This window comes from Paenibacillus sp. QJM3NY_38 (assembly GCF_056173265.1).
This window is the reverse complement of record NZ_CM149665.1, coordinates 3,472,442-3,497,751: the sequence shown is the minus strand read 5'-3', so window position 1 is coordinate 3,497,751 and position 25,310 is coordinate 3,472,442. Positions and strand designations below refer to the sequence as shown.

19 protein-coding genes are annotated in these 25,310 nt (G+C 50.7%); 4 read left to right on the top strand and 15 right to left on the bottom strand.

The genetic code is table 11. From position 1 onward, the window contains the following. Window positions 1-2: 2 nt before the first annotated feature. The 3 genes from AC0VZ8_RS16220 to AC0VZ8_RS16210 are packed head-to-tail and all read right to left on the bottom strand — an operon-like array spanning window position 3 to window position 3,527. Entirely contained in the window at window positions 3-1,685 is a 1,683-nt protein-coding gene (locus AC0VZ8_RS16220) for a type 2 periplasmic-binding domain-containing protein (protein ID WP_475487536.1), read from the bottom strand. A 27-nt stretch (window positions 1,686-1,712) separates the two neighbouring features. After that, complete coding sequence (locus AC0VZ8_RS16215) at window positions 1,713-2,582, bottom strand: carbohydrate ABC transporter permease (protein ID WP_475487535.1); 870 nt, start codon at window positions 2,580-2,582, stop codon at window positions 1,713-1,715. A gap of 15 nt (window positions 2,583-2,597) precedes the next feature. Further along, window positions 2,598-3,527 (bottom strand): ABC transporter permease, encoded by a 930-nt coding sequence (locus AC0VZ8_RS16210; RefSeq protein WP_071221658.1) that lies wholly within the window; start codon window positions 3,525-3,527, stop codon window positions 2,598-2,600. A 254-nt stretch (window positions 3,528-3,781) separates the two neighbouring features. Between AC0VZ8_RS16210 and AC0VZ8_RS16205 the strand changes: the two genes are divergently transcribed. Both AC0VZ8_RS16205 and AC0VZ8_RS16200 read left to right on the top strand, forming a co-directional pair. Next, window positions 3,782-5,509, top strand: a complete 1,728-nt coding sequence (locus AC0VZ8_RS16205; RefSeq protein WP_475487534.1) for a sensor histidine kinase — start codon at window positions 3,782-3,784, stop codon at window positions 5,507-5,509. Next, on the top strand, window positions 5,487-6,287 hold the full coding sequence (locus AC0VZ8_RS16200) for a response regulator transcription factor (RefSeq protein WP_475487533.1): 801 nt from the start codon (window positions 5,487-5,489) through the stop codon (window positions 6,285-6,287). The genes AC0VZ8_RS16205 and AC0VZ8_RS16200 overlap by 23 nt, the downstream gene beginning before the upstream one ends. A gap of 195 nt (window positions 6,288-6,482) precedes the next feature. Here the strand turns inward: AC0VZ8_RS16200 and AC0VZ8_RS16195 are convergent, their stop codons facing one another. The 7 genes from AC0VZ8_RS16195 to AC0VZ8_RS16165 all read right to left on the bottom strand — a co-directional run bounded on the left by AC0VZ8_RS16195 (window position 6,483) and on the right by AC0VZ8_RS16165 (window position 14,945). Then, a complete protein-coding gene (locus AC0VZ8_RS16195; protein WP_475487532.1) occupies window positions 6,483-7,853 on the bottom strand; it encodes a BNR repeat-containing protein in 1,371 nt (456 codons plus the stop codon). A 56-nt stretch (window positions 7,854-7,909) separates the two neighbouring features. Beyond that, entirely contained in the window at window positions 7,910-9,472 is a 1,563-nt protein-coding gene (locus AC0VZ8_RS16190; RefSeq protein WP_475487531.1) for an extracellular solute-binding protein, read from the bottom strand. Window positions 9,473-10,460: 988 nt separating this feature from the next. Next, window positions 10,461-12,230 carry a cache domain-containing sensor histidine kinase gene (locus tag AC0VZ8_RS16185; RefSeq protein WP_475487530.1) on the bottom strand — a complete coding sequence of 590 codons (1,770 nt, stop codon included), beginning with the start codon at window positions 12,228-12,230 and terminating at the stop codon, window positions 10,461-10,463. Then, a complete protein-coding gene (locus AC0VZ8_RS16180) occupies window positions 12,227-13,738 on the bottom strand; it encodes a response regulator (RefSeq protein WP_475487529.1) in 1,512 nt (503 codons plus the stop codon). The genes AC0VZ8_RS16185 and AC0VZ8_RS16180 overlap by 4 nt, the downstream gene beginning before the upstream one ends. 163 nt (window positions 13,739-13,901) lie before the next feature. Next, window positions 13,902-14,147 (bottom strand): DUF6138 family protein, encoded by a 246-nt coding sequence (locus tag AC0VZ8_RS16175; protein ID WP_475487528.1) that lies wholly within the window; start codon window positions 14,145-14,147, stop codon window positions 13,902-13,904. Further along, window positions 14,122-14,277, bottom strand: a complete 156-nt coding sequence (locus AC0VZ8_RS16170) for a DUF6138 family protein (protein ID WP_201259412.1) — start codon at window positions 14,275-14,277, stop codon at window positions 14,122-14,124. The genes AC0VZ8_RS16175 and AC0VZ8_RS16170 overlap by 26 nt, the downstream gene beginning before the upstream one ends. Before the next feature lie 158 nt (window positions 14,278-14,435). Next, window positions 14,436-14,945: a PadR family transcriptional regulator gene (locus AC0VZ8_RS16165; RefSeq protein ID WP_260067287.1), complete on the bottom strand. Its 510-nt coding sequence runs from the start codon at window positions 14,943-14,945 to the stop codon at window positions 14,436-14,438. Window positions 14,946-15,146: 201 nt separating this feature from the next. Here AC0VZ8_RS16165 and AC0VZ8_RS16160 point away from each other — a divergent pair, with 201 nt between their 5' ends. Continuing rightward, complete coding sequence (locus tag AC0VZ8_RS16160; protein WP_475487527.1) at window positions 15,147-16,376, top strand: cytochrome P450; 1,230 nt, start codon at window positions 15,147-15,149, stop codon at window positions 16,374-16,376. A 278-nt stretch (window positions 16,377-16,654) separates the two neighbouring features. On the opposite strand, the gene AC0VZ8_RS16155 is transcribed toward AC0VZ8_RS16160, so the two are convergent. Continuing rightward, window positions 16,655-17,563, bottom strand: a complete 909-nt coding sequence (locus tag AC0VZ8_RS16155; protein ID WP_475487526.1) for an AraC family transcriptional regulator — start codon at window positions 17,561-17,563, stop codon at window positions 16,655-16,657. A 135-nt stretch (window positions 17,564-17,698) separates the two neighbouring features. On the opposite strand from AC0VZ8_RS16155, the gene AC0VZ8_RS16150 reads away from it, so the two are divergent. After that, window positions 17,699-19,684: a beta-galactosidase trimerization domain-containing protein gene (locus tag AC0VZ8_RS16150; protein WP_475487525.1), complete on the top strand. Its 1,986-nt coding sequence runs from the start codon at window positions 17,699-17,701 to the stop codon at window positions 19,682-19,684. A 324-nt stretch (window positions 19,685-20,008) separates the two neighbouring features. Here the strand turns inward: AC0VZ8_RS16150 and AC0VZ8_RS16145 are convergent, their stop codons facing one another. The 4 genes from AC0VZ8_RS16145 to AC0VZ8_RS16130 form a co-directional block, all read right to left on the bottom strand. Beyond that, window positions 20,009-22,207 (bottom strand): heavy metal translocating P-type ATPase, encoded by a 2,199-nt coding sequence (locus AC0VZ8_RS16145; RefSeq protein WP_475487524.1) that lies wholly within the window; start codon window positions 22,205-22,207, stop codon window positions 20,009-20,011. A gap of 236 nt (window positions 22,208-22,443) precedes the next feature. Further along, window positions 22,444-23,466 carry a serine hydrolase domain-containing protein gene (locus AC0VZ8_RS16140; protein WP_475487523.1) on the bottom strand — a complete coding sequence of 341 codons (1,023 nt, stop codon included), beginning with the start codon at window positions 23,464-23,466 and terminating at the stop codon, window positions 22,444-22,446. Between the two features lie 53 nt (window positions 23,467-23,519). Further along, a complete protein-coding gene (locus tag AC0VZ8_RS16135) occupies window positions 23,520-24,344 on the bottom strand; it encodes a MerR family transcriptional regulator (RefSeq protein ID WP_475487522.1) in 825 nt (274 codons plus the stop codon). A 117-nt stretch (window positions 24,345-24,461) separates the two neighbouring features. Further along, window positions 24,462-25,247 carry an alpha/beta fold hydrolase gene (locus tag AC0VZ8_RS16130; RefSeq protein WP_475487521.1) on the bottom strand — a complete coding sequence of 262 codons (786 nt, stop codon included), beginning with the start codon at window positions 25,245-25,247 and terminating at the stop codon, window positions 24,462-24,464. Window positions 25,248-25,310: the final 63 nt, after the last annotated feature.

Below are 25,310 nucleotides of genomic sequence, written 5' to 3'. Positions count from 1 at the left end.
TATTATTCCAGCCCCATTCTGGTCATCGCGTCCTTGGTGTTTGTACCGGCATACCATTCATTGACTTCCTCGGTAATTTGCGTGCCTCCCTTGGCGTACCAGTTCTGTACGAACGCATCGTAAGCTTCAAGCGGCTCATTGCCGTAGATGATCTTGGTGAACGTTTCCTTCTCCATGGTCGTCAGCTGCTCCCAGGATGTCTGCATCGTCGCGGTCGGCGGCCCGTTAAATGCGCTTGGCAGCAGCGAGTCACGGTTCTCGTACGAGATGACGTATCCGTCCTTCGTGGTCTGTTGGGCCGAATCTGCGGCCATCAAAGGCCCGTTGTCCGGTTTAGCCCCGTTGGCCAGATCGTAAAAGTTCTTGCCTGCGGGGTAAACGGCCGGCGTATTTTTGGTGAATGCCATTTTTCCTACGCCTTGAATGGCATCCATCGGTTCGTTGAATTTCGTCGGATCAAACACGACCTCTCCGTCCACGATATCGTAGTCGTATCCCTGGGCATAACCGTACTGGAAATCCCCCGTTCCGAATGCTGCGTCATATAGCTTGTCGTAATACAGGAAAAAAGCTTCCATGTTGCTAAAATCTTTATTGAACATAAAGTACCCGTCGTTCAGCTGGCCGTTCTGGTACGTCCGGTCTCCGTCCACGCCTTGAATCGTCGCGTACGCCTTGACCTTGGCACCCTTGACGTTCTTCTCGACGTCCTTGACGCTGTCGTAGAGCCATGGACGACCGACGATAATGCCTGCTTTGCCTTCCGTAAAGTCGGCAATCGCATCCCAAGCTCCCTGCGTAGCCAGCTCTTTGTTCAGGTAGCCCTTCGAATACCAGTTACGCAGCTTAGACAGCGCTTCCTTGTTGCCGTCCGCGACCGATCCGTACGCCAGCTTGCCGTTCTCTTCGCTCCACTGCATCGGCAGCTTCTTGCCCGTGTAAGCGCTGAAGATCATGACGGGATCGCTGACCCAGCCGGTATTGTAGCCGTCTTTTCCGGAGAACGTGAATCCGTACGTATCATTCTTGCCATTACCGTCCGGATCTTCGTTCGTGAATGCGGCGATGACGCTTTCGAATTCGTCGATCGTTGTAGGCGCTTCCAACCCTAAGCTGTCCAGCCAATCCTGACGGATCAGCATGACCTGCCCTTCCGTCAAGTTCGGCGATATCGCCATGCCGTATACTTTGCCGTCGCGAACAACCGGATTAAACGTCGTTGGATACTGTTTATAGATCTCTTTCAGTCGGGCGGGCATATATTTCGCTATATCCTCCGTAACCTCCTTGACCCGCCCCGATTCGATCAAATCGTTAGCCAGCGTCGTATCGTAGACCGGAAACAGATCCGGCAGCTTCTCTGACCCCGTAAGGGCTAAGCGCAGCTTGGTATTGTAATTGCCCGCATCCCCGCCGAGAAGGGTCGTTTGCGTCTTGATGCCCAGATTCTCCAGCGCCCACCGCGTCAACACGTTGTCGTCCACACTCTCCCCGGTCTTGTATTTTCCCGCGTTCTCGTCCAGCTGCTTTCCGATGGCTATCGTGATGGGCGGTTCGTATTTCCCATCCTTGAGTACCGCAAGAGCTTCTGGCTCGGTCCCCGAATCACCAGATCCGCACCCCGCAAGCATACTAATCGCCAGCACGGCTGCCGATAAGATAACCCCCGTCTTTTTTATGTACATGGAATGTACTCCTTTACCTATTATTTTTTATTCCTTAACGGCCCCAAGCACGATTCCTTTGACAAAATACTTTTGCAGGAACGGATATACCGCGATAATCGGCACCGTGCTGATAAAGATTTGTGCGGCTTTTATGCTCTGTTCCGACAATGCCGCAGCCTCGGACGCGCTGAGCGCGACATTCTGCGCCGTATTCTGAACCACGACCGTCTGCAGGAAGGAAGCCAGCGGGTATTTGTCGGTGGTGGACATATACAACAGGCCGTCGAACCAGGAATTCCAGTGTCCCACCATAATGAACAATCCGATGGTGGCGAGGCCGGGCAGAGACAGCGGCAAATAAATTTTGCTGAAAATGACGAAGAACGAAGCGCCATCGATGAAAGCCGCCTCCTCCAGCGCTTTCGGTATCGTTTTGAAGAAATTCATGATAAGGATCAGGTTGTACGCGCCGAATGCTCCAGGCAGGATCAGCACCAGGATGGTATCCTTCAGCCCAAGCTCCGACACGAGGATATAAGAAGGAATGAGCCCTCCGGAGAACAGCATGGTAAAGACGAAAATCCACATCAATCCGTTACGGCCGCGAAACTCCTTCGATAAGGCATAGCCGGCGGTTGTAATCACCACCATGCTGATCAGCGTGCCTAATACCGTCCGCACGACCGAAATCCACATCGAACCCGTAAAGTTCGAGTTGCGAAACGTCTTGGCATAAGCATCCGTGTTGAATTCGACCGGCCAGAACGATACCAGGCCGCCGTTAACGGCCGATTTGCTGCTGAACGACTGCGCCAATAAGTGAAGCAGCGGCAGGAAGCACGATAGCGCGACCACGATCAGCAGGATATGATTGAAGACGGAGAACGCTTTGTACCCCTTCGTTTTATGATACATCCGGCTACCTCCTGCTTAAAAGATTTTATAATTGGCGACCTTGTAGGCGATACGGTAAGCAACCACGATCAGGATCAGGCTGATGCCCGATTTGAACAGTCCGACCGCCGTCCCGAATCCGTATTGTCCGTTTAACAACGATGAACGGTATACATACGTATCGATGATATCCCCCGTACTGTAAACGAGCGGGTTGTACAGGTTGAATATTTGGTCGAAGCCGGCATCCAGGATGCTGCCCAGGCTGAGCGTGGCGATGACGATAATCATCGGCATCATGCACGGCAGCGTAACGTGCCGCGTTTGCTGCCAGCGGTTTGCGCCGTCAATCTCCGAGGCTTCATAATACGAAGGGTCGATACCGGCGATGGTCGCCAAGTACACGATCATGCCAAAGCCGAAGTTTTTCCACAAATCGCTGATAATAACCGTCGGCCTGAACAGATCCGGATCACCAAGGAAATAGATCGGCTCCGCACCGAACACCGTCGTGATGATTCGGTTGACGCCGCCGTCCAGGCCCAAAATATCAATCATGATGCCGGCGATCGTAACCCATGAGAGAAAATGCGGCAGGTACACGAGTGTCTGAATGCTTTTTTTGAGCCCCATATGACGAATTTCATTCAGCAGAATCGCCATGACGATCGGCACGATGATGCCGACAATGATCTTGATGACCGCGATGATCAGCGTATTGACGATCGCTTGTTTCGATTCTTCGTATTGAAAAATTCGGTCGAAATGATCCAGGCCGATCCAGGCGGAGCCTGAGATGCCAAGCCATGGTTTGTAATCCTGGAAAGCCATGACCAGTCCCGCCATCGGCCCGTAGGAAAAGATAAGGACGAAGCCCAATGCGGGCAAGCACAGCAGATACAGCGGCCAATTTTTCCGGATTTCCTGTTTCCAGGGATTCCTACGGATCCTCTTGTTTATTCGCATGTCCGTTTGATCCACCTTTATTCCCGCCATCCTAGCGATTTTCCTCCCCCCCTTTTCACGATCTCTATTCACTATGGTGCTTGCACGTTCTATGTTAGCAATATCGAATGCATTAAAAAATGTCCGAATTTCAAGATCATGTACCCGATCTCAACCATATTCTAAGCGCTTACATTCTTCCTTTTTATTTTGCCTTCCGCCGATTATGATAGAGATTAACAGCAAACTTAGTAGATGAATGGGAAGTGAGCCTGATGAAAAAAGTGAATATGAAGCGTTTCATCTACTTCTTTGTGTTTTTCCTCCTCCTTACACTCTCTTTGTTTTCCGTCATGAACGCGCTGGATTCCCGAACGATTCAGAACAGCCTGGTGAATACGGCTAAAAATCAGGTGAGTTATGCGGAAAGCGTCGTGGATGACATGCTCTACGAAGCCGGCATGTACGCCATCCAGTATACCGCGGACAGCTCGGTTCGATTCTATCAGCGGCAGATCCTGGAACTGGGCAGCTACGACGCACAGATGAAGAAGAACGATATCGAAGAAAGGATGAAAAATACGCTGCTGTCCAGCCAATCGGTCGAATCCCTGGGCATCTACTGGAGATCGGAAGGCACGTTCATCGCCACCCGCGGAGAATTGCTTGCCGATGATATTTACGGTACCGTGGACAAGCGCGGATGGAAGCTCGTGAACGGCAGCTTGTATTATTTTTCCGTCTATCCATACGTTCGGGAACCCCGCACGCCTGAAGACATCGAGTATATCGTTGGCGTTAAGCTGAAGACGGACTACCTCAGAAATCTGCTGCAAAAATCATTCAACGGCGGCAGTTCCAACGCCTTCTTCCTGGTAGGTGATGATTTGACGATCAGTGACGGTAAGCTTATCGACGGTATCGCGAATAAAGCCCGAGAGACGGTGTCACCGGACCCGAAACGTATTCTCAGGTTCGACTTCAGCAACCGGGGTGGAGACTACTTTGTCCTGTCCAAATTTATCGAACCGATCGACGCCTACCTCGTCACCTATACGCGAATGAGCGATTTTCTGGAGCCGCTGAACCGGAATCGACAGGTTTTCTTCGCCAGCATCTTTATCATTCTGATCATCGGCTTGGTCGTTATCGCCACCTTCTATCGTAATTTCTACAGGAACGTCTACCTTCTCAACAAAAAGTTCCATCAGGTTGAACAGGGAGATTACGCCATCCGGATCCATAACCGTCCCAACAATGAATTCGGCAGTCTGTTTGGCAGCTTCAATCATATGGTTGCCCAAATCCAGATGCTGTTCACGTCACTGAAAACGGAGACGGACCTGCGCCGCAATGCGGAAATAAAGCAGCTTCAGGCGCAGATCAATCCGCATTTTCTCTATAACAGCCTGTTCTTCATCATGTCGATGGCCAATTCTTCGCCGGAAGCCGTCATCCGCATGAGCAAGCATTTGGCTGAATACTACCGCTATCTGACCCGGTTAGACTCGAGCAGCGTCACGCTTGCTACGGAATTGGAGCTGGCCGATCATTACCTGGGCATCATGGCCCTCTGCAAGACCATGGACTACGACATCAAGCTGCCGGATGAATTGAAGGAGCGGCCGATCATGCCGCTAATTATTCAGCCGATCGTGGAAAACGCCATCCTGCACGGGATCGAAGAGCGCCAAGGCGCCCATCGGGTCTCCATATGCGTGGAGGCGTTCCAATCGGGAGCCCGAATAACGGTTGCCAATGACGGGAAGCCACTTTCGCCGGAGGAACTGAGGGCACTGCAAGCTAGCGTCGAAGCGCCTCTTACTCCTCCCGGAACAGATGGCATCGGGCTCTGGAATATCAACCAGCGCCTGAAAAATGCCTACGGTCATTCTTGCGGCCTGCGGTTTGCCTTGAATGATTGGGGCGGTTTGTCGGTTACGGTATTGGTGGATTTCTCGTTTGAAGAAGGAGGAGCCTATGCATTTATTGATCGTGGATGACGGACAGTATGTCGTGGAGTACCTCAAACATTTGCTTAACTGGGCGAAGTTCGGCGTTCATCGCATTGAAACGACGACCAACCCGACGGAGGCCCGGATGCTGCTGGACAGCGACCGGTTCGACATCATGATTACGGATATTCGCATGCCTGAAATTTCGGGCATCGACCTGCTGGAGCATATTCATAGGCGGGGGCTTAAAACAAAAGTTATTTTTTTGTCCGGCTATTCCCAATTTGATTATGCTCAAAAGGCGATTCGCTTCGGCGCGTTGGATTATCTTTTGAAGCCAGTGGATAAAGACGATATGGACAAAGCGATGTGCCAGGCCGTCAAGAGTATCGGCGAGAAGCGGTCGGAACCCCAGGATGTCGCCCGAAGCGAGACAGATAACATGGCGCGCCCTTCCGATCAGCCGGACCGCTACTGCTCCGGCGCGGATATCGTGCGTGCGATTAGGGACTACATCCTCGGGCATTTGGGCGACGGCCTTAGCCTGGAAGAGCTAGGCGGCATCGTCCATCTTCATCCCGTCTACCTGTCCAAATTGTATAAGCAGGAAACGGGTGAAAACCTGTCGAGTTACATTCTGCGCGCTCGCTTGGAGAAATCGGCCCACCTGCTGGAGGTTTCCCATCTTCACGTCATGGACATCGCACGCATGGTCGGTTACCGGAAACCGCAATATTTCATCAAGCTATTCAAGGAGCTTTACGGTATTACGCCCTACCAATACCGAAGGCAACGAATTGAACAAGCCATCAGGACGGATAGTTAAAGCTGCAGCTGCGTATGACGCATGACGCATGACAAGAACCTTAAGGCGCTTTGGCCTATTTTGCTATTATCCACACTACGGTCACAGGGAAGCTGCTTCTTAAACAATAATTCCTTCCTCTTATAAAAAATCGACCGCTTCCCCTTTGCGGGAAACGGTCGACTCCAAGCTGTTCTTCAAGTTGATGCAGATGACTTATGCAGAAGGATCGGTCCTCCTTTCGTCTTCAATCGCTACGTCTTCACACAAGGTTTGCAGCCCCGTCGTATAACCCAATCTCCCTTGCGAATGATCCCAATAGTAGTAATCCCCGTGCATCCATATCACATCATACGGTTCGCCCGGCGACGCATGGCGGACGACGAAAGGTCGAACGTTGTTTTGAGTCGAGTTTTCAGTGACTTGATCAATGTTGCAGATCGAGCCATCATCCGCGATGACGCATTGATGAATTTCGAAGACCTCACCGTATTTACCCTGTACGGGGATTGACATATACACTGTGGAAGGATCGTTATGATCCAGTGACATGCCCCCGGAATAGCAAAGTTCTCTTTCTTCATTTTGGTGGAACCATCGTCCGCCATCTGCCAACAGTGTAATCTGCCAATCGGAGCCGGACCACTTAGCGTAACAATAGTGATGACGATCCTTATCTGCATTGATCCTAACAAACAAGATTACCGGGCATCCCTCTTTATCCGCGGCAATATCCCAGTTCCAGTTGCGTATGCCCGGCAGGCGATCCACCAAGTGGGCCGGGTCGGTTTCATTGTTGTCCAGCTTCAGCGGCCCGCGATTCAGATCTGCGAGCTGATGGCCATCAGCTCCGTGCAGCGTCAGAGTATTCACGTCCAAATACGAATAGTATAACGAATTCGGAGTCATATTGTCCGGATGTGTGTAGGTATACGTCATCATAATTTTGTCTTTGCCGTTCGTTTCGTACTTGGCATACGGCCTTTTTCCGGTTTCCTGTTCATGGCATCTGGAATCCACGATCTGCTTCGGTTCCATGTTGCAGGAGACGTCGCCTTCGGGATCCGGCAGCGTGAACCTTGCTACGGTCGGATGCCAGTTTACGCCACGCCACAGTAAATAGAAATAATCGGGCTGATCCGTCAACACGAAGGGCGAAGGATAGGTGGTATTCCCGTATCCCGTGGTATCGATGATTTTTTCAGGTCCTAACGTCTCTAGATCATCAGGTTGGGTTGTTACGCGATAATAAATATAAGGGGTTGTCGAGTGCTCGGAATAAAAAATCATCACCCGGCCGTCGGGCAGTGCCAAAAACGTCGGATTATTATGGTCATCCTGCTGAAAACCCGCTCGCACCCGCACTTGCTTGCGTTCTTGGGTCACATGATCATATTGAACCGCCTGAATGCTGCCCGCAACATCGATGTACCCGATGTATGTCTTGTCGCTACCCGTTACGGCATTGACATGTCGCAGCGCCCTCGGATCGGCAAACCAGCACCAGGCACCGTCACCGGTAAGGGTTGTAGAGATACGTTCGATGCGTTCAGGTTCAACATTAAGGTTTCTATTGGATTTCGTCATTTGAGACCTCCTCGCTTCCTTGTCGGAACACTAGTTTGCTTCATGATTATCCCCTATCATTTCTTAGCAGCGAATGCATCCAGCTGATTCTGCAGCTCCTCCATGAAGCTCGGGAATCCAGCTTCGTTCATCCGCTGCCTAGCAAGCGCAAGATCAGCATCGATGCCTTCGGACATGCCGACGGACAGCGGTACGATGTGATGCGATCTGACTGCATCCATGGCTGCGAGCTCCGTCGTTATCGGCCCCGTATCGAAGCGGAATCCCGCAAGCGGGCTCTCACCGTTTTCTACGGCCCGTTTCGCGCCTTCCGAATGCAATTGCTCAACGATGGCCTGCCATTCTCCCGGGTATTTTTCCATCAGGCTCATACTGCCGTCATATAATCCCGTCCAGCCCGGCTTTTTGTTTTCCGACTTGATGCCCGCGTAGCTGATGTAATCCCCCTCCAGGTTGTAGTTCTCCCCTTCCACGCCATACAGCAGGAGATTGTAGTATATACGATCCGTGTGCGCCTTCTCGATCAGCTTGAGCGCAATTTCCTTGTGCTTGGAGTGGGCGCCGACCGAGATCATCGTGATGTTGTCCGGTGTCATAAAAGGCATGTAGTTCGGCACGTGGTCGAGATAATAATCAAACCATCCGTACTCGAACTCGGGAAACAACTCCTTGAGCACTCCGATGTAACCGCTGCTGACTGCGCCGAAATGGTTGTTGAATTCCAGCGGCTTCTTATCCGCTTTCATCCATTCCAGCGTTTCGCCGGTGGCATTCCCCTGGGCAGCCAGTATCTTGCGGCTTACGATCCCGTCCTCATACCACTGCTTGGCTCGAAGCAGCACCTGCCTATACTCCGGGGTTTCATACCTGCTGAGGGCTTTGTAAGGTTCGTCGACGGAGACAACCGCATATCCTTTGACCACATCAAGATACTTGGAGCCGGCGATCAGTGTCCACAGATTATCCGCAAACCGTTTGTCATTGATCATCGGGGTGTCCGGATATGCCTCCTTGGCTTTGTAAAGATATTTTTCAGCCGATTCGAGGTCCTTGATTTCCGGCAATCCCCATGCTTTGCGCAGGTCCTCCCGGAAGAGCATGCCTTCGCCTCCGCCGCCCGGCATATTGTATTGCGGAATGCCGAAGAGCCTGCCATGGATCATGACGCTATTCAGCTTCCCGTCATAGTGCGATACGAGATCCGGTACCTGATCCAGCAATGGCGTCAGATTCGCGAATGCATTCCTCGCAACAAAAGATGTGAAATCAGACCACGCACCTCCGACATAGAGGTCGTATTCTTTGGATGCAATCGCTCGGCTGATCTGGTTCTTCTCATCTCCCCATGGAATGAAATCGAATCGAATGGTCGCTCCCAGGTCCTTGATAGTTAACGCATCAAGCTGTTGATAGAATCGATCCATTCCGCTCGCTGGCTCGCGGCCCATCGTGATGCCCTTTAATTGTACGACGGGCTGTCCGTCCGGACCGCGTATCATGTCTGGATTTCCGTCCTCCCCGAGATCGGGCGAAGGGTCGTGCCAGCATGCGGACAAGATGAAGACGATGAAGAAGATACAGGTCAGCAGCGCTCCTATGGTTCGTACCGGTTTCCGCAATGATATCCTCCTTTTATAAGTTGATGGTTGTTTCAGTGGATGGTTGTTGCTGTTGTTGCTGTGGATGGCTGTTGCAGCAAACAGCTGAGCCGCTGCCCTGACAATCTCGATAGTACGCTGATCTCATCAAAGTAACACCAGGGTAATGCGTCATATTACCCTCTCCCCCATCAGGACCAACGCCATCGGCTGATTTCACCAAAAGAACACCGGGGAATTGCGCCGTATTACCCTTCCCCTCATTAGAACTACCATCATCGATCCAGCTTTGTTTAAGCAGAAAGGCAATGCCGAATGCTCAGTAATAACCGAGCGTGGCTGCCAATGAAATTAACTCTCCATGGATTTCCGGTACTATAGGACCCTGGTTCCGCTATTTCTTTGTTTTACCTGTTTCACAGCCATATGCGGACAAGAGATCCGCTATTGCAGGATTTAGAATGGAATCATTCGCGATTATGGTGCAATAACGGATCCTGTGTCCGTAAGATCCCCATAACGAGCCCATTTCGGCGAAATAGCGTATCCTCTGTCCTCATGATCAATATGAGGCTGATTTCACCAAAAGAACACCGGGGAATTGCGCCGTATTACCCTTCCCCTCATTAGAACTACCATCATCGATCCAGCTTTGTTTAAGCAGAAAGGCAATGCCGAATGCTCAGTAATAACCGAGCGTGGCTGCCAATGAAATTAACTCTCCATGGATTTCCGGTACTATAGGACCCTGGTTCCGCTATTTCTTTGTTTTACCTGTTTCACAGCCATATGCGGACAAGAGATCCGCTATTGCAGGATTTAGCGTGGAATCATTCGCGATTATGGTGCAATAACGGATCCTGTGTCCGTAAGATCCCCATAACGAGCCCATTTCGGCGAAATAGCGTATCCTCTGTCCTCATGATCTCAATATGAGGCAAACCCCAGCATGAAGCGGAGCCTCTTCTATACGCCATGTACCCAAAAGCGTGCCGAGTCCAGCCAAGTTTTAACCCGATTCGAGAAGTAGGGAGGAACTCAAGTCCCCCGTGATGGCCGGGACATCGATGGAAACGGTTGTACCCGTCCCTTGTACCGAATGCAATTGAATCCCGTCTGCTTCGTTGAAATAGTACTCCAACCGCTTTCTGATATTGTTCAGCCCATAGCCGCTCCCCCGGTACCCATCAGAATGAGAGACTTCTTCCCTCATTCCCGGACCGTCGTCACTCACGGTCAATCGCAATCGCCCACTGCGGACGCTGCCTTTTATAAGAATCCGCCCTTCCGTTTCGGTTTTTTCCAATACACCGTGAATGATGGCGTTCTCGACGATCGGCTGAAGCGTGATTTTCGGAAGCAAGCATGCCTCTGCTTCCGCCTCAACCTCGATTTCAAACCGGATTTTCCCTTTGAACCGCTTCTGCTGTATAGCTGCATACTTCTCACACAGTCGGAGCTCATCTATCAAGGGTACAAAATCCTCTCCTTTGTTCAGGATCAGCTTGTAATAGTCGGACAGAGCATAAACGACTTCCTGAATATTCTCTTTCTCGTCCTTCTGGGCCATCCACAGGATCATATCGAGGGTGTTATACAGGAAGTGCGGATTGATCTGGGACTGCAGCGCCTTGAGCTCGGCTCCTTTTTTTTCCTGGCCCAGGCGATATTGGTTGTCCATCAGCTCCCTCACGCTGTTGATCATATAATTGTAACTCGAAACTAAATGCCCTACTTCATCCTCTTGAGTTGCAATATCCAGGGTGTTTAACCGGCCTTGCCGGACCTGGCTCATCTTGTTCATCAACAAGAAAATGCGCCGTGTGATGGACTTGGTTACCGGTATAATGCATATCAATAAAGCCAAGCAAACGGCGCCGTAAACCAACAAGACTTGATAGCGTGCCTGGTTGACGGCTTGTGCCGCCGTATCGGCCGATAGGACGGAGCGCAGATACAGGTTGGTCGATCCTATGCCCGAGTCCCTAACCAAATATTCGCTATCTCCCGCAGTCATCGGCTCGAACCGCTCGCGGTTCATAGGTCTGGACAACGGCTGAACCCGATGCTCCATTCCGTCTTGTCCGCTGCTGATCACGACTTCTCCGTCATCGGTCTCCAGGTAAATAAGCTGCCCCGCGGACGTATTCATGACGTAGGATTGAAGCTGGCCGAGCTCGATCCGAACCGTAACGATACCTACCGGTCTAGATAAATCATGAACATTCCACAATACCCTGCCAAGCATGAGGTGCCTCGTTGACGGTGCAGCCTCGTCCTCAGCAAGGACCCACACCGCATTTCCTTCGGCGGCCATGATTTTCTTGGCCCATGGCAAAGCGGCCACGTTCCCGATCGGCCGGTACATGGTTGCTCCTTCTCCGGCAACAACAAAGTCATCATGGATATAGTAAATGATGCCGTTCATCTCGGTGTTGGTCTGCAAAATGCGGGTATAATCGGTAATTCGCTCAAACGCGGTCAGCTGTTCCCACACCTGCAAGCGATCCGGGTCTTTTGAGAAAACCTCGTTGATCTGCTCGTCGATCATGATCATGGACGAGATATCTTCGAGATGGGTGAACTTGGTCGACAGCAAGGACAAGGCCTGCTCGAAATTTTGATTGGCGGCATCATGCTGTTTGCTGATGATGGAATCCCGAAGCTCGCCGTAAATGGCGGCAAAGGTCACCACAAGTGGAATGATGCCGACCATTGCAAACAGGAACATCAGCTTTTTCCTTAACGATAAATTCCCGAGCCAAGCCTTGAACTTCATCCGGATCGCTTCCTTCGATATTCAACCGGCGTCAGACCGGTGGATGACTTGAATACTTTGGCGAAATAGCCCGGACTTGCATAACCGCACATTTTGGAGATATCAGCCATCTTGAAATGCTCTCCCGCTATCAAGCTTTTCGCCAATTCCAGCCGGTAATCATTCACGTACTGCTTCATCGTGGTCCCCGTCTCCTGTTTAAATAGAACACCCAGATGGGCAGTGGACAGATGCACATGATCGGCAATCTCTCTGATATCCAGGTCCGGATGGCTGCAATGTGCGGATACATACTTCATCACGGCTCGTATCACACTGGAGTAGATGGATGTCTCTTTCACTTCCTCTTGATAAGCAAGGCACATACCCAGAATGTACTCCTTAACCTCCTTCATCGTTTGGCATTGATTCAAATGCCGCTCGGTTTCGCGAAGCTGATAGACCTTGCCGGTTCGAAGCAGCATTCCGTTCTTCTCGTTTAAAATAGCGTGCGCAAAGGAAGCAAATAGCGATACAACCCCCTCTCTAAGCATGTATGGGCCGGCCATGAGCCGGTCGCAATACGATTCCATCCATGCTGCCAGTTCTTGAGGTTTATGCTTCAGGCAGTGATGGAATTCCAGATAGACATCCCCCGAGACGGTATGTTGTCCGAACAAGTTCGGCTCGAACGTTACGATCATGGACTCTGGGCGATAAAAGCCGGCCTCCAGAGCAAACACCGATTCTTGAAAGCTTCTGGGTACCTCATGCAGATCCGAGACGACGCAGCCCACGCCGATTCGAACGCCGGACTTGCGCCGGCATATCTGCTCTGCCACGTGAAGCACCATCCCGCGCTCATTCCGTTGGCGCAGCGGGATCAACAGGAGTTCCCTTCGCCGATCGAGCTGTTCGGTTAATGCCGTACCCGCATACGTTCCCCAATCGTTTTGCTCTGCAATCAAAGGTTCCATTGTCTTCCCTTCCAACCGGGATATGATGATGGATATATAACTCGTATCTGTTGGAAATCCAGCTTCTTCGCACATCTCTATTATTTCATCCTGGCTATGCCCCCCGGTTCGCAACGCAATTGCCAGCTTCCTGCGATTCATATCAACCTTCTGGTTCAACAGCGCCTCTCGTTCCTTGCGTTCGCGAATGTAGCCGATCGTCCTCCCGATGGCCTTCTCCATTTCCTGAAGCTTAATCGGCTTCTCCACATAGTCCACGGCCGCGAGACGAATCGCGCTTTTCATGTAAGCCACCTCCATATATCCGCTAATGAAAAGCAGCTTGCACTCAGGGCAGACGGCAGATAATCGCTCCGCAAATTCAATGCCGTTCAGCTTGGGCATTCGAACATCGGTAATGACAATCTCGGGTTGTTGGGCCGCTGCCATCTGGAGCGCCTCCGAGCCGTCTTCTGCCTGGAGAATCTCTTGTATGCCCAGCCGCCTCCATTCGATCGCCTCAACGAGGCCCTCCCTTGTGTAAACGTCGTCGTCGGCAATCAGCACTTTCATCGAATGGCCCCTCCCGTCTATTCATAAGTTCGGCAGAATCATAAAGATAACGCTTTCAATTTATCGAATGGCTCCAAAATTCCATGCCCTCTTGTCCGTATTTTATATCAACCAGGCTCACTTTAGCTACTATATAAACGGCTTTCGATTCTATCGTTATTGCCTAAACAGTATGACTAGGATAAACAAAAGCCGCCATTCGGCAGCTGTTCATTGACTCCTTTAAAGGTTGGTGATGGTTCCCTTTGTTCAATTGCAGAACCCGCTCATAAACGCCAACGATCCAGTCGGGATCCGCATCTGGAAACAGTCCCTCGTCCAGGATATGTCTGGACAGGAAAAACGTCTCCAACGGTTTGGTCGGATAGGTTCCCGCTTCTAGCTTATCGGCAATATTCAAGCAGTGCATAGTCATGTATCCCGATCTGCAGCGAAGTACGCTTCACGATGTTCTCTGCGTTTTTATCGCTGATAAAGGCCATCCATTGGTCGGCCTCCTGTTTCATTTCGTTCAAACGTGTTTCCAGTGTCTGATCCATGTTCCACTATACTCCTTTATATCATTTCGTATTGTTCTTCACTTGCTCTAACTTGCCAAAATCTAAAAATCTTAATGCCTTGTTCAGGCTATTGCTAAAACATCGTCGTGCTGGATGCTTCATTGATCAATGATCTGGTCGAAGCCGTACTTAAACCATCACGTTAAACTGTCGACCAGCCTGTCGATCCACGCCAATTCGCCTTGAACCTGGGAGACCGAATACCGCAGAACCTCGTCCCGGAACAACTCGTCCCCGCCTTCATTCCGTCTTCTCTCGATATCGGACAGCAGCTCCTCCAAGTCCTTCTTTCTCCTATGTAATATCCGCATCCGGTCCTCCTTAGAAATACGATCGAACAGGGACACTCTAACCATGAATTCGATTTGATGTTTTGCATCTTTTTCAGTGAATTCGTTAATGAGATTTGCGATTTTTCCCCTCCCTGTTTCTGTAATTTCATATACATACTGATTCGGTCTGCCTTCCTGCTCATTTCGATGTTTACGAACAAATCCCTCCTCCGTAAATTTTCGCAATGTCGGGTATAACATGTTGTGATTGACGTCCATCAAATAACCGAGATCCTTTTGTATTTCTTTTTTTATTTCATACCCGTGTTTCGGGGATTTCTCGATTTGGATCAGAATGAGAAGTTCAAGATACATGATCGTTCAGGCCTTTCGTCGACGGATTTGTCAAAACCGCTGCAGATTTAACAGCACATCTCTAGCGTATATGTTCAACCAAAATCCGACAAGGAAGAATATAAACAGAACTTTGGACATGGGTCATTGGAAACTATGACCAGTTACAACATTATGTTAAATTAACATATGTTATATTACACTGGCATTGGAGGGAATGTAATGAATCATGAGATCATCTCCTTAGAGGAAATCACGCAATTCCATTCACCGACCGAAGAATTCAATCCTTATGATTGGTACAAACACAAATTGCAGCATGAGCCCATCGTTTATAATCAGGCGACCCAAACCTGGAACGTCTTCCGGTACAACGACGTCAAGAGGGTTCTCAAGGATCATGAATATTTCTCTAGTGTAAGAACGCGGACGATGATCAGCGTTGGCGCCGACAATGACGAAGGCCAGAAAATGAGCAAGATTAACCTGCAATCAGACCCCCCGGAACACCAAAAAAGCCGTGCCTTAATATCGGCCGCTTTCACCCCACGCAGCTTGAAGCTCTGGGAGCCGCGCATTCAAGAGATTGCAGACCAGCTTCTGCAGGAAATGGGAGACGCCAACGTCATTGACATCGTCCAACATTATGCCAGTGCACTGCCGACGATCGTCATCGCGGATCTGCTCGGAGTCCCTTCCGAAGACCGGTTATTATTCAAGGAATGGGTAAACCATCTGTTCCTTCCCCTGCCTAAAAACCATTCGGAAGATGTACAAGAACTGAAACGTCAAGCTGCCAAGGAATATTACAACTATCTCTATCCTCATATCGTCCAAAAAAGAGCCAATCTCGCGGACGATATCATCTCTGACCTCATCCAAGCCGAGGTGGACGGGGATCGGTTATCGGACGATGAGATCGTCAGAACGACGATGTTTATCCTGGGTGCAGGCATTGAAACGACGACTCATCTGCTAGCCAACACGTTTTATTCCTTCTTATATGACAACAACCAAATTTACGGGGAAATCCAGGCTAACCGCGAGCTTCTTCCCAATGCCATCGAGGAAATGCTCCGCTATCGGTTTAACATTGCCAAAATGGATCGAACCGTCAAACAGGACAATCATGTTCTCGGCGTGGATATGAAACGAGGGGATCTCGTCGTCGCCTGGATGAGTGCTGCCAATATGGATGAAGAGGTATTTGAGGATCCCTTCACCTTGAACATCCACCGTGCCAATAACAAAAAGCATTTAACCTTTGGGAATGGCGCTCACTTCTGCCTGGGCGCTCCGCTGGCACGGCTGGAAGCGAATATAGCGATAAGCAGGTTCATGGATTTCTTCCCGCGCATTGAACCGATTCCTGAATTTAAACTGGAAGATAACCTGAGTCCTTCCGCGGCAGGACAAATGTTAACTCAGCTACCTATCCGTGTTCATCGGTAAGGCTGGCCTGTATCAGTTCACTAGGTACAATCAAAAAAAGCCCTGCACAGCAAGGGCTCATGGTATCGGGAGACCCTGTCTGTTTCTGAAATGACAGGGTCTCTCACTTTTTAGGAAATAATGAAAATTATTCTCTGGTTGACCTCTCGGGTTCATAGCATCGTCCGGTGCAATTCCTCCCCTAACAAAAAGCGAACCATGTCGAAAATGACCTTTCGAAGTATTACCTTCACACGGGGTACGCACTCACTGTATCTCTGGGATCGCCTTATTACTTATCAGGGTTGCCCAGGTAACGCGTTCCCTCCACTTTCCTTCTTCTGTCGAAGCATCTGCCGATAAGCACCAGGCGTCATGCCAAGCTTGGCGCTAAACAGGCGCGTCATGTAGTTGGAATCTCGGATTCCCACGCGTTCCGCGATCTCGGAAATGCCAAGCACCGTACCTCCAAGCAGTTTCTTGGCCTCCTCCAGGCGCAGGTACAGCACGTACTGCAGGGGTGTTTTGCCGATATGCATCTTCATGCATCTGGCGATATAACTCGCTTGGAAGTGGAGCTTTTCCTCTAGCGAGGCCCGTTCAAACGGCTCCTTCCAATGTTCGTTTAAATAGGCTGCGGCAGCTTGGGCCAGCCGGACGGAAGGCTCCGGCTCGGACGTCCGAGCGCAGCCTGCCTGCAGCGCGGCAAACAGCTCGGTCAGCAAAAGGTGGAGCTGTAGCGCATTTTCTCCATTCAGTCTGTTGTGGGTATCGTTCAATCCGCGCAGCATCGGCTCCACGGTTTGCACCTCGACGGATGCAAACTTCGGCAAGTACATGCGCTGCTGCGATGAGGGCTCAACGTCTTCGACCGTGCCTTTGGATAGCAGGCTTGTCCAGGGAATATCCTCCTGCAGGATGTGCACGGCCGGATGCCCATGGATGAAATGCACCCAATAAATCTCCGTATGCTCCGAGCAGGCTCGGTGCCCGACATGCGGCAGCCCCGCTTCCAGCACCAGCAGCTTTCCCGCGCCGACCTCATACTCCGTCTGTTCCTCCCTCATATAGAGCGTTCCTTTTGTGACCAGCAGCAGATCATAAACGCCGAAGGTACGAGCGAAATGCCTGTCTCCCGGCTTCCATACGGCATGTCCGGCCGTTACGAATTGCGGCAGGGGCGGTATGGCGAATTCTAAGCACAGCACGACCATTCCCTCCTCTTCGCAAGTTCATTTTGTGCTAATTAAAGTCTATATTATCACTGGTTGCCCGCATGAAAAAGAGGTACATTTGATGACGAGTAACCGCTCTCATAAAGCGACTAAGGAGGCTGTTTACGCATGCGTTATCGTCAGGTTCATCTCGACTTCCATACATCCGAGGCCATTGCCGGCATCGGAAGCCGTTTTTCAAAATCCCAGTTCCAGAACATGCTGCGTGCCGGGCACGTCGATTCCATCACGGTGTTTTCAAAATGCCATCACGGCTGGGCATACCATCCGAGCGAAGCCAATGAAATGCACCCGCATCTCTCATTCGATCTGCTGGGCGAGATGATTGCTGCCGCCCACGAAATCGACGTCAAAACGCCGGTGTACTTATCCGCGGGACTGGACGAAAAGCTGGCGCGGCGCCATCCCGAATGGCTGATCCGCGACGCGGAAGATCGTACGCGCTGGGTGAAAGATTTCATGACGCCCGGCTACCACGAGTTTTGCTTTAATACGCCTTACCTGGACATCTTGATTGAGCAAATTCGTGAGGTAGTTTCCAGATATGATGCGGACGGCATTTTCCTTGATATCGTCGGGACCCGTAAATGCTGGTGTCAGCATTGCGTGGCTGCGCTGCGATCAGCCGGTCAAGACCCTCGCGATGAAGCAGCCGTTGCCGCCCTGGGCGAGGCGACTTACCTGAACTATGCCCGCCGCGTTCGGGAAACGGTGGACGAGATCAAGCCCGGTCTTCCGGTTTTCCATAACAGCGGCCATCAGCGTCGCGGCCGCCGCGACCTTGCCCATGTCAACAGTCATCTGGAACTGGAATCGCTGCCGACCGGAGGCTGGGGTTACGACCACTTTCCGCTGTCCGCACGCTATGCGCAGACGCTTGGCATGGACTATCTCGGCATGACGGGCAAATTCCATACCTCCTGGGGCGAATTCGGCGGTTACAAGCATCCGAACGCGCTGCGCTTCGAAACGGCGCTCAGTCTTGCCCACGGCGCCAAGTGCTCAATCGGCGATCAGCTTCACCCTTCCGGCCTGATGGATGAAGCGACTTACGCCTTGATCGGCACCGCCTATGCGGAGGTAGAAGCGAAGGAGCCATGGTGCAGCGAAACATCTTCAGTGGCGGATATCGCTGTCTTGTCGCTGGAGGCTGCTTGGGAGGCTTGTCCCGAAGCACGAAAGTCTGAAGACCGTAACAATCTGGCGGATGCCGGAGCTGTACGCATTCTGACCGAAGGACATTACCTGTACGACATCGTGGATGCCAGTGCTGATTTCAGCCTCTACAAAGTGCTCATTTTGCCGGATGATGTGCCGGTATGGCCGGCATTGGGAGAAGCTATACGCGCTTTTACCGCGAGCGGCGGCAAGCTTCTGGCCACGGGTCGCTCAGGTTTGGATCCGGACGGCAGCGCATTTGCGCTTGATCTTGGACTGAACTGGAGAGGCGCCAGCCCTTACCGTCCGTCATATTTCCGTCCGGACTTTACTCCAGGGCCCCTTCTCCCTGCTTCATTTGTCATGTACAGCGAAGGACAGCAGGTTGAACTGAACGGTGGTCGTGCGCTTGGCAGCCGGGAGAATCCGTACTTTAACCGGGACGTGTTCACGTTCTGCTCGCATCAGCACACGCCAAGCGCGGGGGAGGACAGCGGACCCGGCATGATCGAAAGCACAAGCGGTATTTATATCGCTTGGAATGTGTTCGGCGACTACGCGGACAATGGACATCTCATTCTGAAAGAGATGGTATTGCATGCTCTCGCCCGGTTCCTGCCGCAGCCTTCCTTGAGCTGCGATTTGCCGGCACGAGGCATTGCGACGCTTCAGTATCAGCAGGGCGAGAAACGCTACATAAATCACCTGCTATATGCGACCCCTGTGTTGAAGGGGCGTGTTGAAGTCATTGAAGACATCGTTCCGCTGCGGGATGTTTCCGTCGGCTTGCGTCTCCCGTCCCAGGCTTCGGTTAAACGGGTCTATTTAGCTCCCTCGATGGAGGACCTTCCTTATACAGTCAATAATCAAGACGAGATTAACTACACGGTTCCTTATTTGGATAATCATCAAATGGTTGTGTTGGAGCTGGCGTAGTGATCCTTCCTGCCATAGATGAGTGATGGCAAACAACTCTGCCTTGAGGAATAGCCGCAGTCCCCGGACTGCGGCTTTTTCCTTTTACTATCTTTTATTGCATCGCAAGAAAGGACGGTTTACATCTGATCGAGAGGTTACTCAGGATCAGTTAGCGGTAGAGTCAACATGGTTCCCTGCCAATTAGCTGTTATGTTTTCCACACTTCGTTACATACCGGTACTTTATCCAGCCAAAGGAATGACCATATTCCAGGTGCGGGTGAAATCCCAGGCTCGCGGACCCGCACCGGTGGCTGCATATCAACGGGTTGGGACTCCGTCTTCAAATTATTATGCTTCTCTTATCCAGTCTCTGTACCTTCAGCTGCAATCTAAGCGCATTCGCAACAACAATCACGGAGCTTGCCGCCATGCCGATGCAAGCGATGCGCGGATCCAAATAACCGCATGCGGCCAATGGTACGGTAACGGCGTTATATAACAGAGCAAACAGCAAATTCTGATGAACGTTCCGCATCGTTTGGCGGCTCCACCTATACGCATCGATGATGTTGAATAGCTTGTTTCCGATCAATACGATGTCGCCGGCCTGTTTAGCGGCGTCCGCTCCCCCGCCCATTGCCATGCCGACATCTGCCACGGCTAGCGCAGCCGCATCGTTTATGCCATCGCCAATCATCGCAACGGAACGCCCTTGATGTTGAAGCTCGCGGATGAACGCCAGCTTGTCTTCAGGAAGCATGCCTGCGCGCATCTGATCAATCCCGGCCGCGGCAGCCACCGCCACAGCGGCCTGCTCCTCATCGCCCGTTACCATCCACACATCGGCTCGGCGCTTTAACTCCTGTACAATCTTCCGGGCGTCTTTTCTAAGCTTGTCAATCAATACAAGCGATCCGATGCACTTCCCGTTCACGGCGACATAAATCCTGGTATAGCCGGGGTGGTCTGGAGGACTCTCCGGCTGTATGCCCTGCTCCAGCAGCCATCTTCGATTTCCCACGCATACGTGCTCACCTTTGACATAGCCTTCCATCCCTTTCCCAACCCGCTCTTGAAATTTCTGGGTTTCCAAAATGGGGGAATGTTTGTCTTGGGCAGCTCGTACAATGGCTTGTGCTAACGGGTGAGCGGACCGGGAAGCCACCGCAGCCGACATGGATAGCGCGTAGGCAGCTTTGGTGCCGTCCGCAGTGTAAATCGCCGTAAGTTGAGGCGTTCCTTCCGTCAACGTGCCGGTCTTATCCAACAATACGACATCCGTTCGGCGCAAACTCTCCAGAGAACGGCCGTCTTTGAATAGAACGCCTCTTTGGGCGGACGAGCCGGTTGCGATCAGGATGGATACCGGCGTAGCTAACCCGAGCGCACAGGGACAGGCGATTAACAATACAGACAGAGCGTGGCGCATGGCCGTTTCGGATGCACCGGGAGATTGGGAAAACCAGAGCCACCCCGCATAGGTAAGCGCAGCACAACCGATCATCATGGGAACAAAAATCGCCGCTATACGATCTACGGTTCGCTGAATGGCCGGTTTCCCCTGCTGCGCCGACTCGATTAGCCCAATCATTTGTGACAGGCGGGTTTCGTCATGATATTTATCAACCACGATGTCCAAACTTCCGATCAGACAACGCGTGCCGGCGTAGACTCGATCTTTCATGCCCTTTGCCACCGCTGTACTTTCACCTGTCAGCATAGATTCATCGGCATCCGCCGATCCCGACTGAACAAAGCCGTCAATGGAGATCCATTCCCCCTGATTCACCCGGATGCGGTCTCCGATCTGCACCTGATCCGCTGAAAGCCATTCTTCCCCATGACTGCGTAAGACTCGAACCCGTTTAACCTGAAGCTCATATAAGGCACTAAGCTGTTTCAATGCTCTGCCTTTGGCCATGGTCTCAAGCCACTTGCCCAGCAGAACCGCGGTCATCACCATCGCAATCGTATCAAAATAAAGCGTTGGATGCGTGAAGCTGTCCCGGGATTCAAACATGACATAGTGGCTGTAGAAATAAGCCACCGAGGTACTTAACGCAACGAGAGTATCCATGTTTGCCGTACGATGGATCATGGCCTGGTAAGCTCCGTAATAGAAAGGATACCCTACGCCAAACTGAAGCAAGGTAGCGAGCAACCATTGAAATACAGGTTCCATCAACAAATTCGGTATCCATTGTGCAGGCCAATCGGCAACATGCGCCATCATCGCCCATATGAGCGGCATGGATAAACAAGCGGCAATGATAAACCGGATGCGATAAGCTCCCGTCTCCGCATCGATCCCTGCCTGCGGATGCGACAGCCTGTCGGTTGCACCATAGCCAAGTTTTTCGATTTTTCCCATGATCTTCTCTATTCCAATTTGCGTCGGTTCATAATGAATCGTGGCCTGAGATAAGGCGAGGCTCACACGGACAGATTGAATGCCTTGCACCTTACGAAGGACTTTCTCGATCCGGGCTGCACAAGCCGTGCAAGTCATGCCCGTCACTTGGATTTGATGCAGCTTCACAACGATTCCTCCCACCCTCTGCTTATTTCTGACTCGCTTGTCCATACATTGTATGAAAATACACGTAACATCAGAATGGCTAAGAAGGGCCACCGATAGCGATTTTATGCCTGAAAGAGTATGCAGTAACCATAAAAGCCGCCAATTTGGCGGCTTCATATGCGCAAATATTCTTGTTCTTTTAACATCAACCACATGTTGAACCTGATACCGAGACAAAGATTGAGATGATCTATTTAGTCAATGATCGCCGGGATAATGCGTTCTTTAATCAGTGTCCATCGATCCCGAGGATTGACGGTAAATGCTGATGCAATGGCTACGACCAAGTCTTGCTTCGGAATGCAGCAAATGATATTGCCTCCATCGCCTACTGCCGAGTACGCAGATACTCCGTCCTCATCGCGCAACCACCATAGATATCCATAATGGTTGGAATTCATCGCCGTTGATTGGTCAATCCATGCCCCCGATATAATGGGCTGATTGTCCCATGTGCCGCGGTTCAGATAAAGAAAGCCGAAACGAGCCATATCTCGAGGACTTAACGTAAGCCCCCACCCTCCAGTGGAGTTGCCAGCCGGATCTTTAACCCATCCCCTGACGTCTTTTCCGAATAAATCATCAAATCCGAATGAATTCATGTCATAATCCGGAATTTCGTTCATGCCGATCGGTTTAAACAAGTGTTCGTTAGCAAACGCGCGGGCACTTTTACCTGTGCTGCGAGTTATGACAGCTGAGAGGAGATGTACCCCTGCTGTAGAATACTTAAATGCTCCGAGACTTCCACCGATGCCCAGCATATTCAGCGTATAATGAACCCAATCCGATTGCATGCACAGTTTGTCCAGTGGTTCGTGCCAATCCTCAAATGGATAGGGAGCCGTCATCGTGAGCAGATGGCGTAACGTTATTTCCCGTTGTTGTCGAGCATCAGCTCTAGGTTCATATTCTGGAAAAAAATCAAGCACCTTCTGATCTGCATGTTGTATATAGCCCGCATCTATAGCAATGCCAATGAGAGCGGATATGATACTTTTCGTAACCGATGCAACATGGTGCCGATCCTCCGGGCCATACCCATGATCATATTTTTCATAAACGATAGCTCCGTGTCGAACCACGACTATGCCATGAATATCGGGATAATCGCTTTTGATCCATGTGTCCAGCCCTGAAAGCTTGTCAGCGTCCATTCCCACCGTCGCCGGGGCTAGAGTTTGCCATAATGTCGTTGGCCAGCAGCTTCTATTCATAATAGATACCTCGCAGAATTCGTTATTTAAGCTATATGGTATATGTAAATCTCTTATTTTTTGGTCACGGGGAAATACACCTCGGTAACCAATTCCTCGGCAGTCAAGGCCTGATAGGGGTCGGTTACATAAACTTCATAGGGCGATTGAGTCAATGAATATCCTTCATCTTCTATCCATTCTCTCAGTTTGGCATATACCGATGTCAAATTGGAATAAGCCCCCTTTAAAACAGACCTCGCGCAAAGGCCCCCGCACAACACTCTCGTTCCCTTTACAGCCTCCCTGACCGGGAGGGCGAACTCGGTGTCATTGCCTGCAGGATGAAATTCCGGACTGTGATATATCGTCATGGGTGTTCCAACCAAGGTAAGTTGCTCCCTGGCAATCTTTTCGTACAAACTGCTGTAATACCCGCCGTATCCTAAAGCATAGTCATCTCTGCTCATCATCTGACGCATGTAAAGGATATTCATTGCTTCTGTTTCAACAAGCTGTACTTCGATATCATCCAGATATGACATCAGATGCATGCCCTGCTCCAGATTCAAGATATCCTGGTTCATTTGTTTTAGGATATATTCATACGTGTCTAACTTCTCCTGAATATCCCTACGTTTGCGATGAAGGGCGAAGCGAAGCTTCTCTTCGGATGGATCCGCTTCCTCGTCCAGAATCTCCTTGATTTCTTCCAGCGAAAAATGATAAGACTTCAAACGGTTAATATAGAGCATTTTCTTTAATTGACTAATGGAATAATATCGGTAACCGTTTTCCGGATTGATCTGGTCCGGATGAATTAATCCGATCTCATCGTAATATCGAAGTGTCTTGGTAGATACTTCGCATATTTTGGAGAATTCTCCAATCGACAGCAAAGGTTCACCTCTTTTCTGGTTTATCGCTCTTGGTTCAAGATCACTATACACCTTGCCCTAAGGGCAAAGTCTACAGCCATTTTATAAGGATGATTATGATCTGAACCGTCCCCGCTATCATTGAGGAGTACCCTCCGGAATTGTACCGGTGTTTAGCCAGTGGTTCACAACCCGATTAAACAGCGCGGGATCAGCAAGCGGTATGCCGTGCCCAACACCGGGAAAGATGATCCCGTCAGCATTTTCGCTCAGCTGCACGAGATCTTCAGCCGACTTTTTAACACGGCCTCTCTCCTTCTCCCCAACCGTAACCAATAGCTTCGTTGTGGATTCTTGAATCCGCGGAGAGATTGAATAGGACATATTCTCCTTCAGCACTGAAACCAGCATCTCCCGCTTCATATGCAGTGTTTCCGCGTAATACTGTTCAAAATCAACCTCATTCACATACAGCGTGCTTGCCTGCCATCTGGAAAACCATCTGTATCTTGTTAATGGGAAACTTATTCGAACGGAAGGTTCAATCAGCTTAAGCGCTGTCGGCATCGGCCTCAGCAATGCGCTGTTTACGATGGCGTAATCAATAAGGCCGGGTCGCTGACATATCATCTCTACGAGAATTTGCGCACCTAGTGAAAAGCCGAAGACAACAATCTCCCGTCCATCAGCTTTGGTCGAAATGACCTCGTTAAGCTGCTCCGCGGTGCGGCTTATGGAAAAAGGCGGATTGCCGGTGCTGCGCCCATGTCCGGGCAAGTCAGGTATCAGGCAGAAGCTGTTTTCAAAAAAGGAAATCTGCTTGCTCCACATCCATCCGCTTACACCGCCGCCATGCAAGAAAACGAACATCGTTGCTGCCTGCTTATTTCCGCTCTCCTTAATGTATAGATTCAGTTTCCTCATCCCCCAGTCACCTCTATATTTATACTATTATAAAATAACAAGTATAAATTTTGATAGTATATT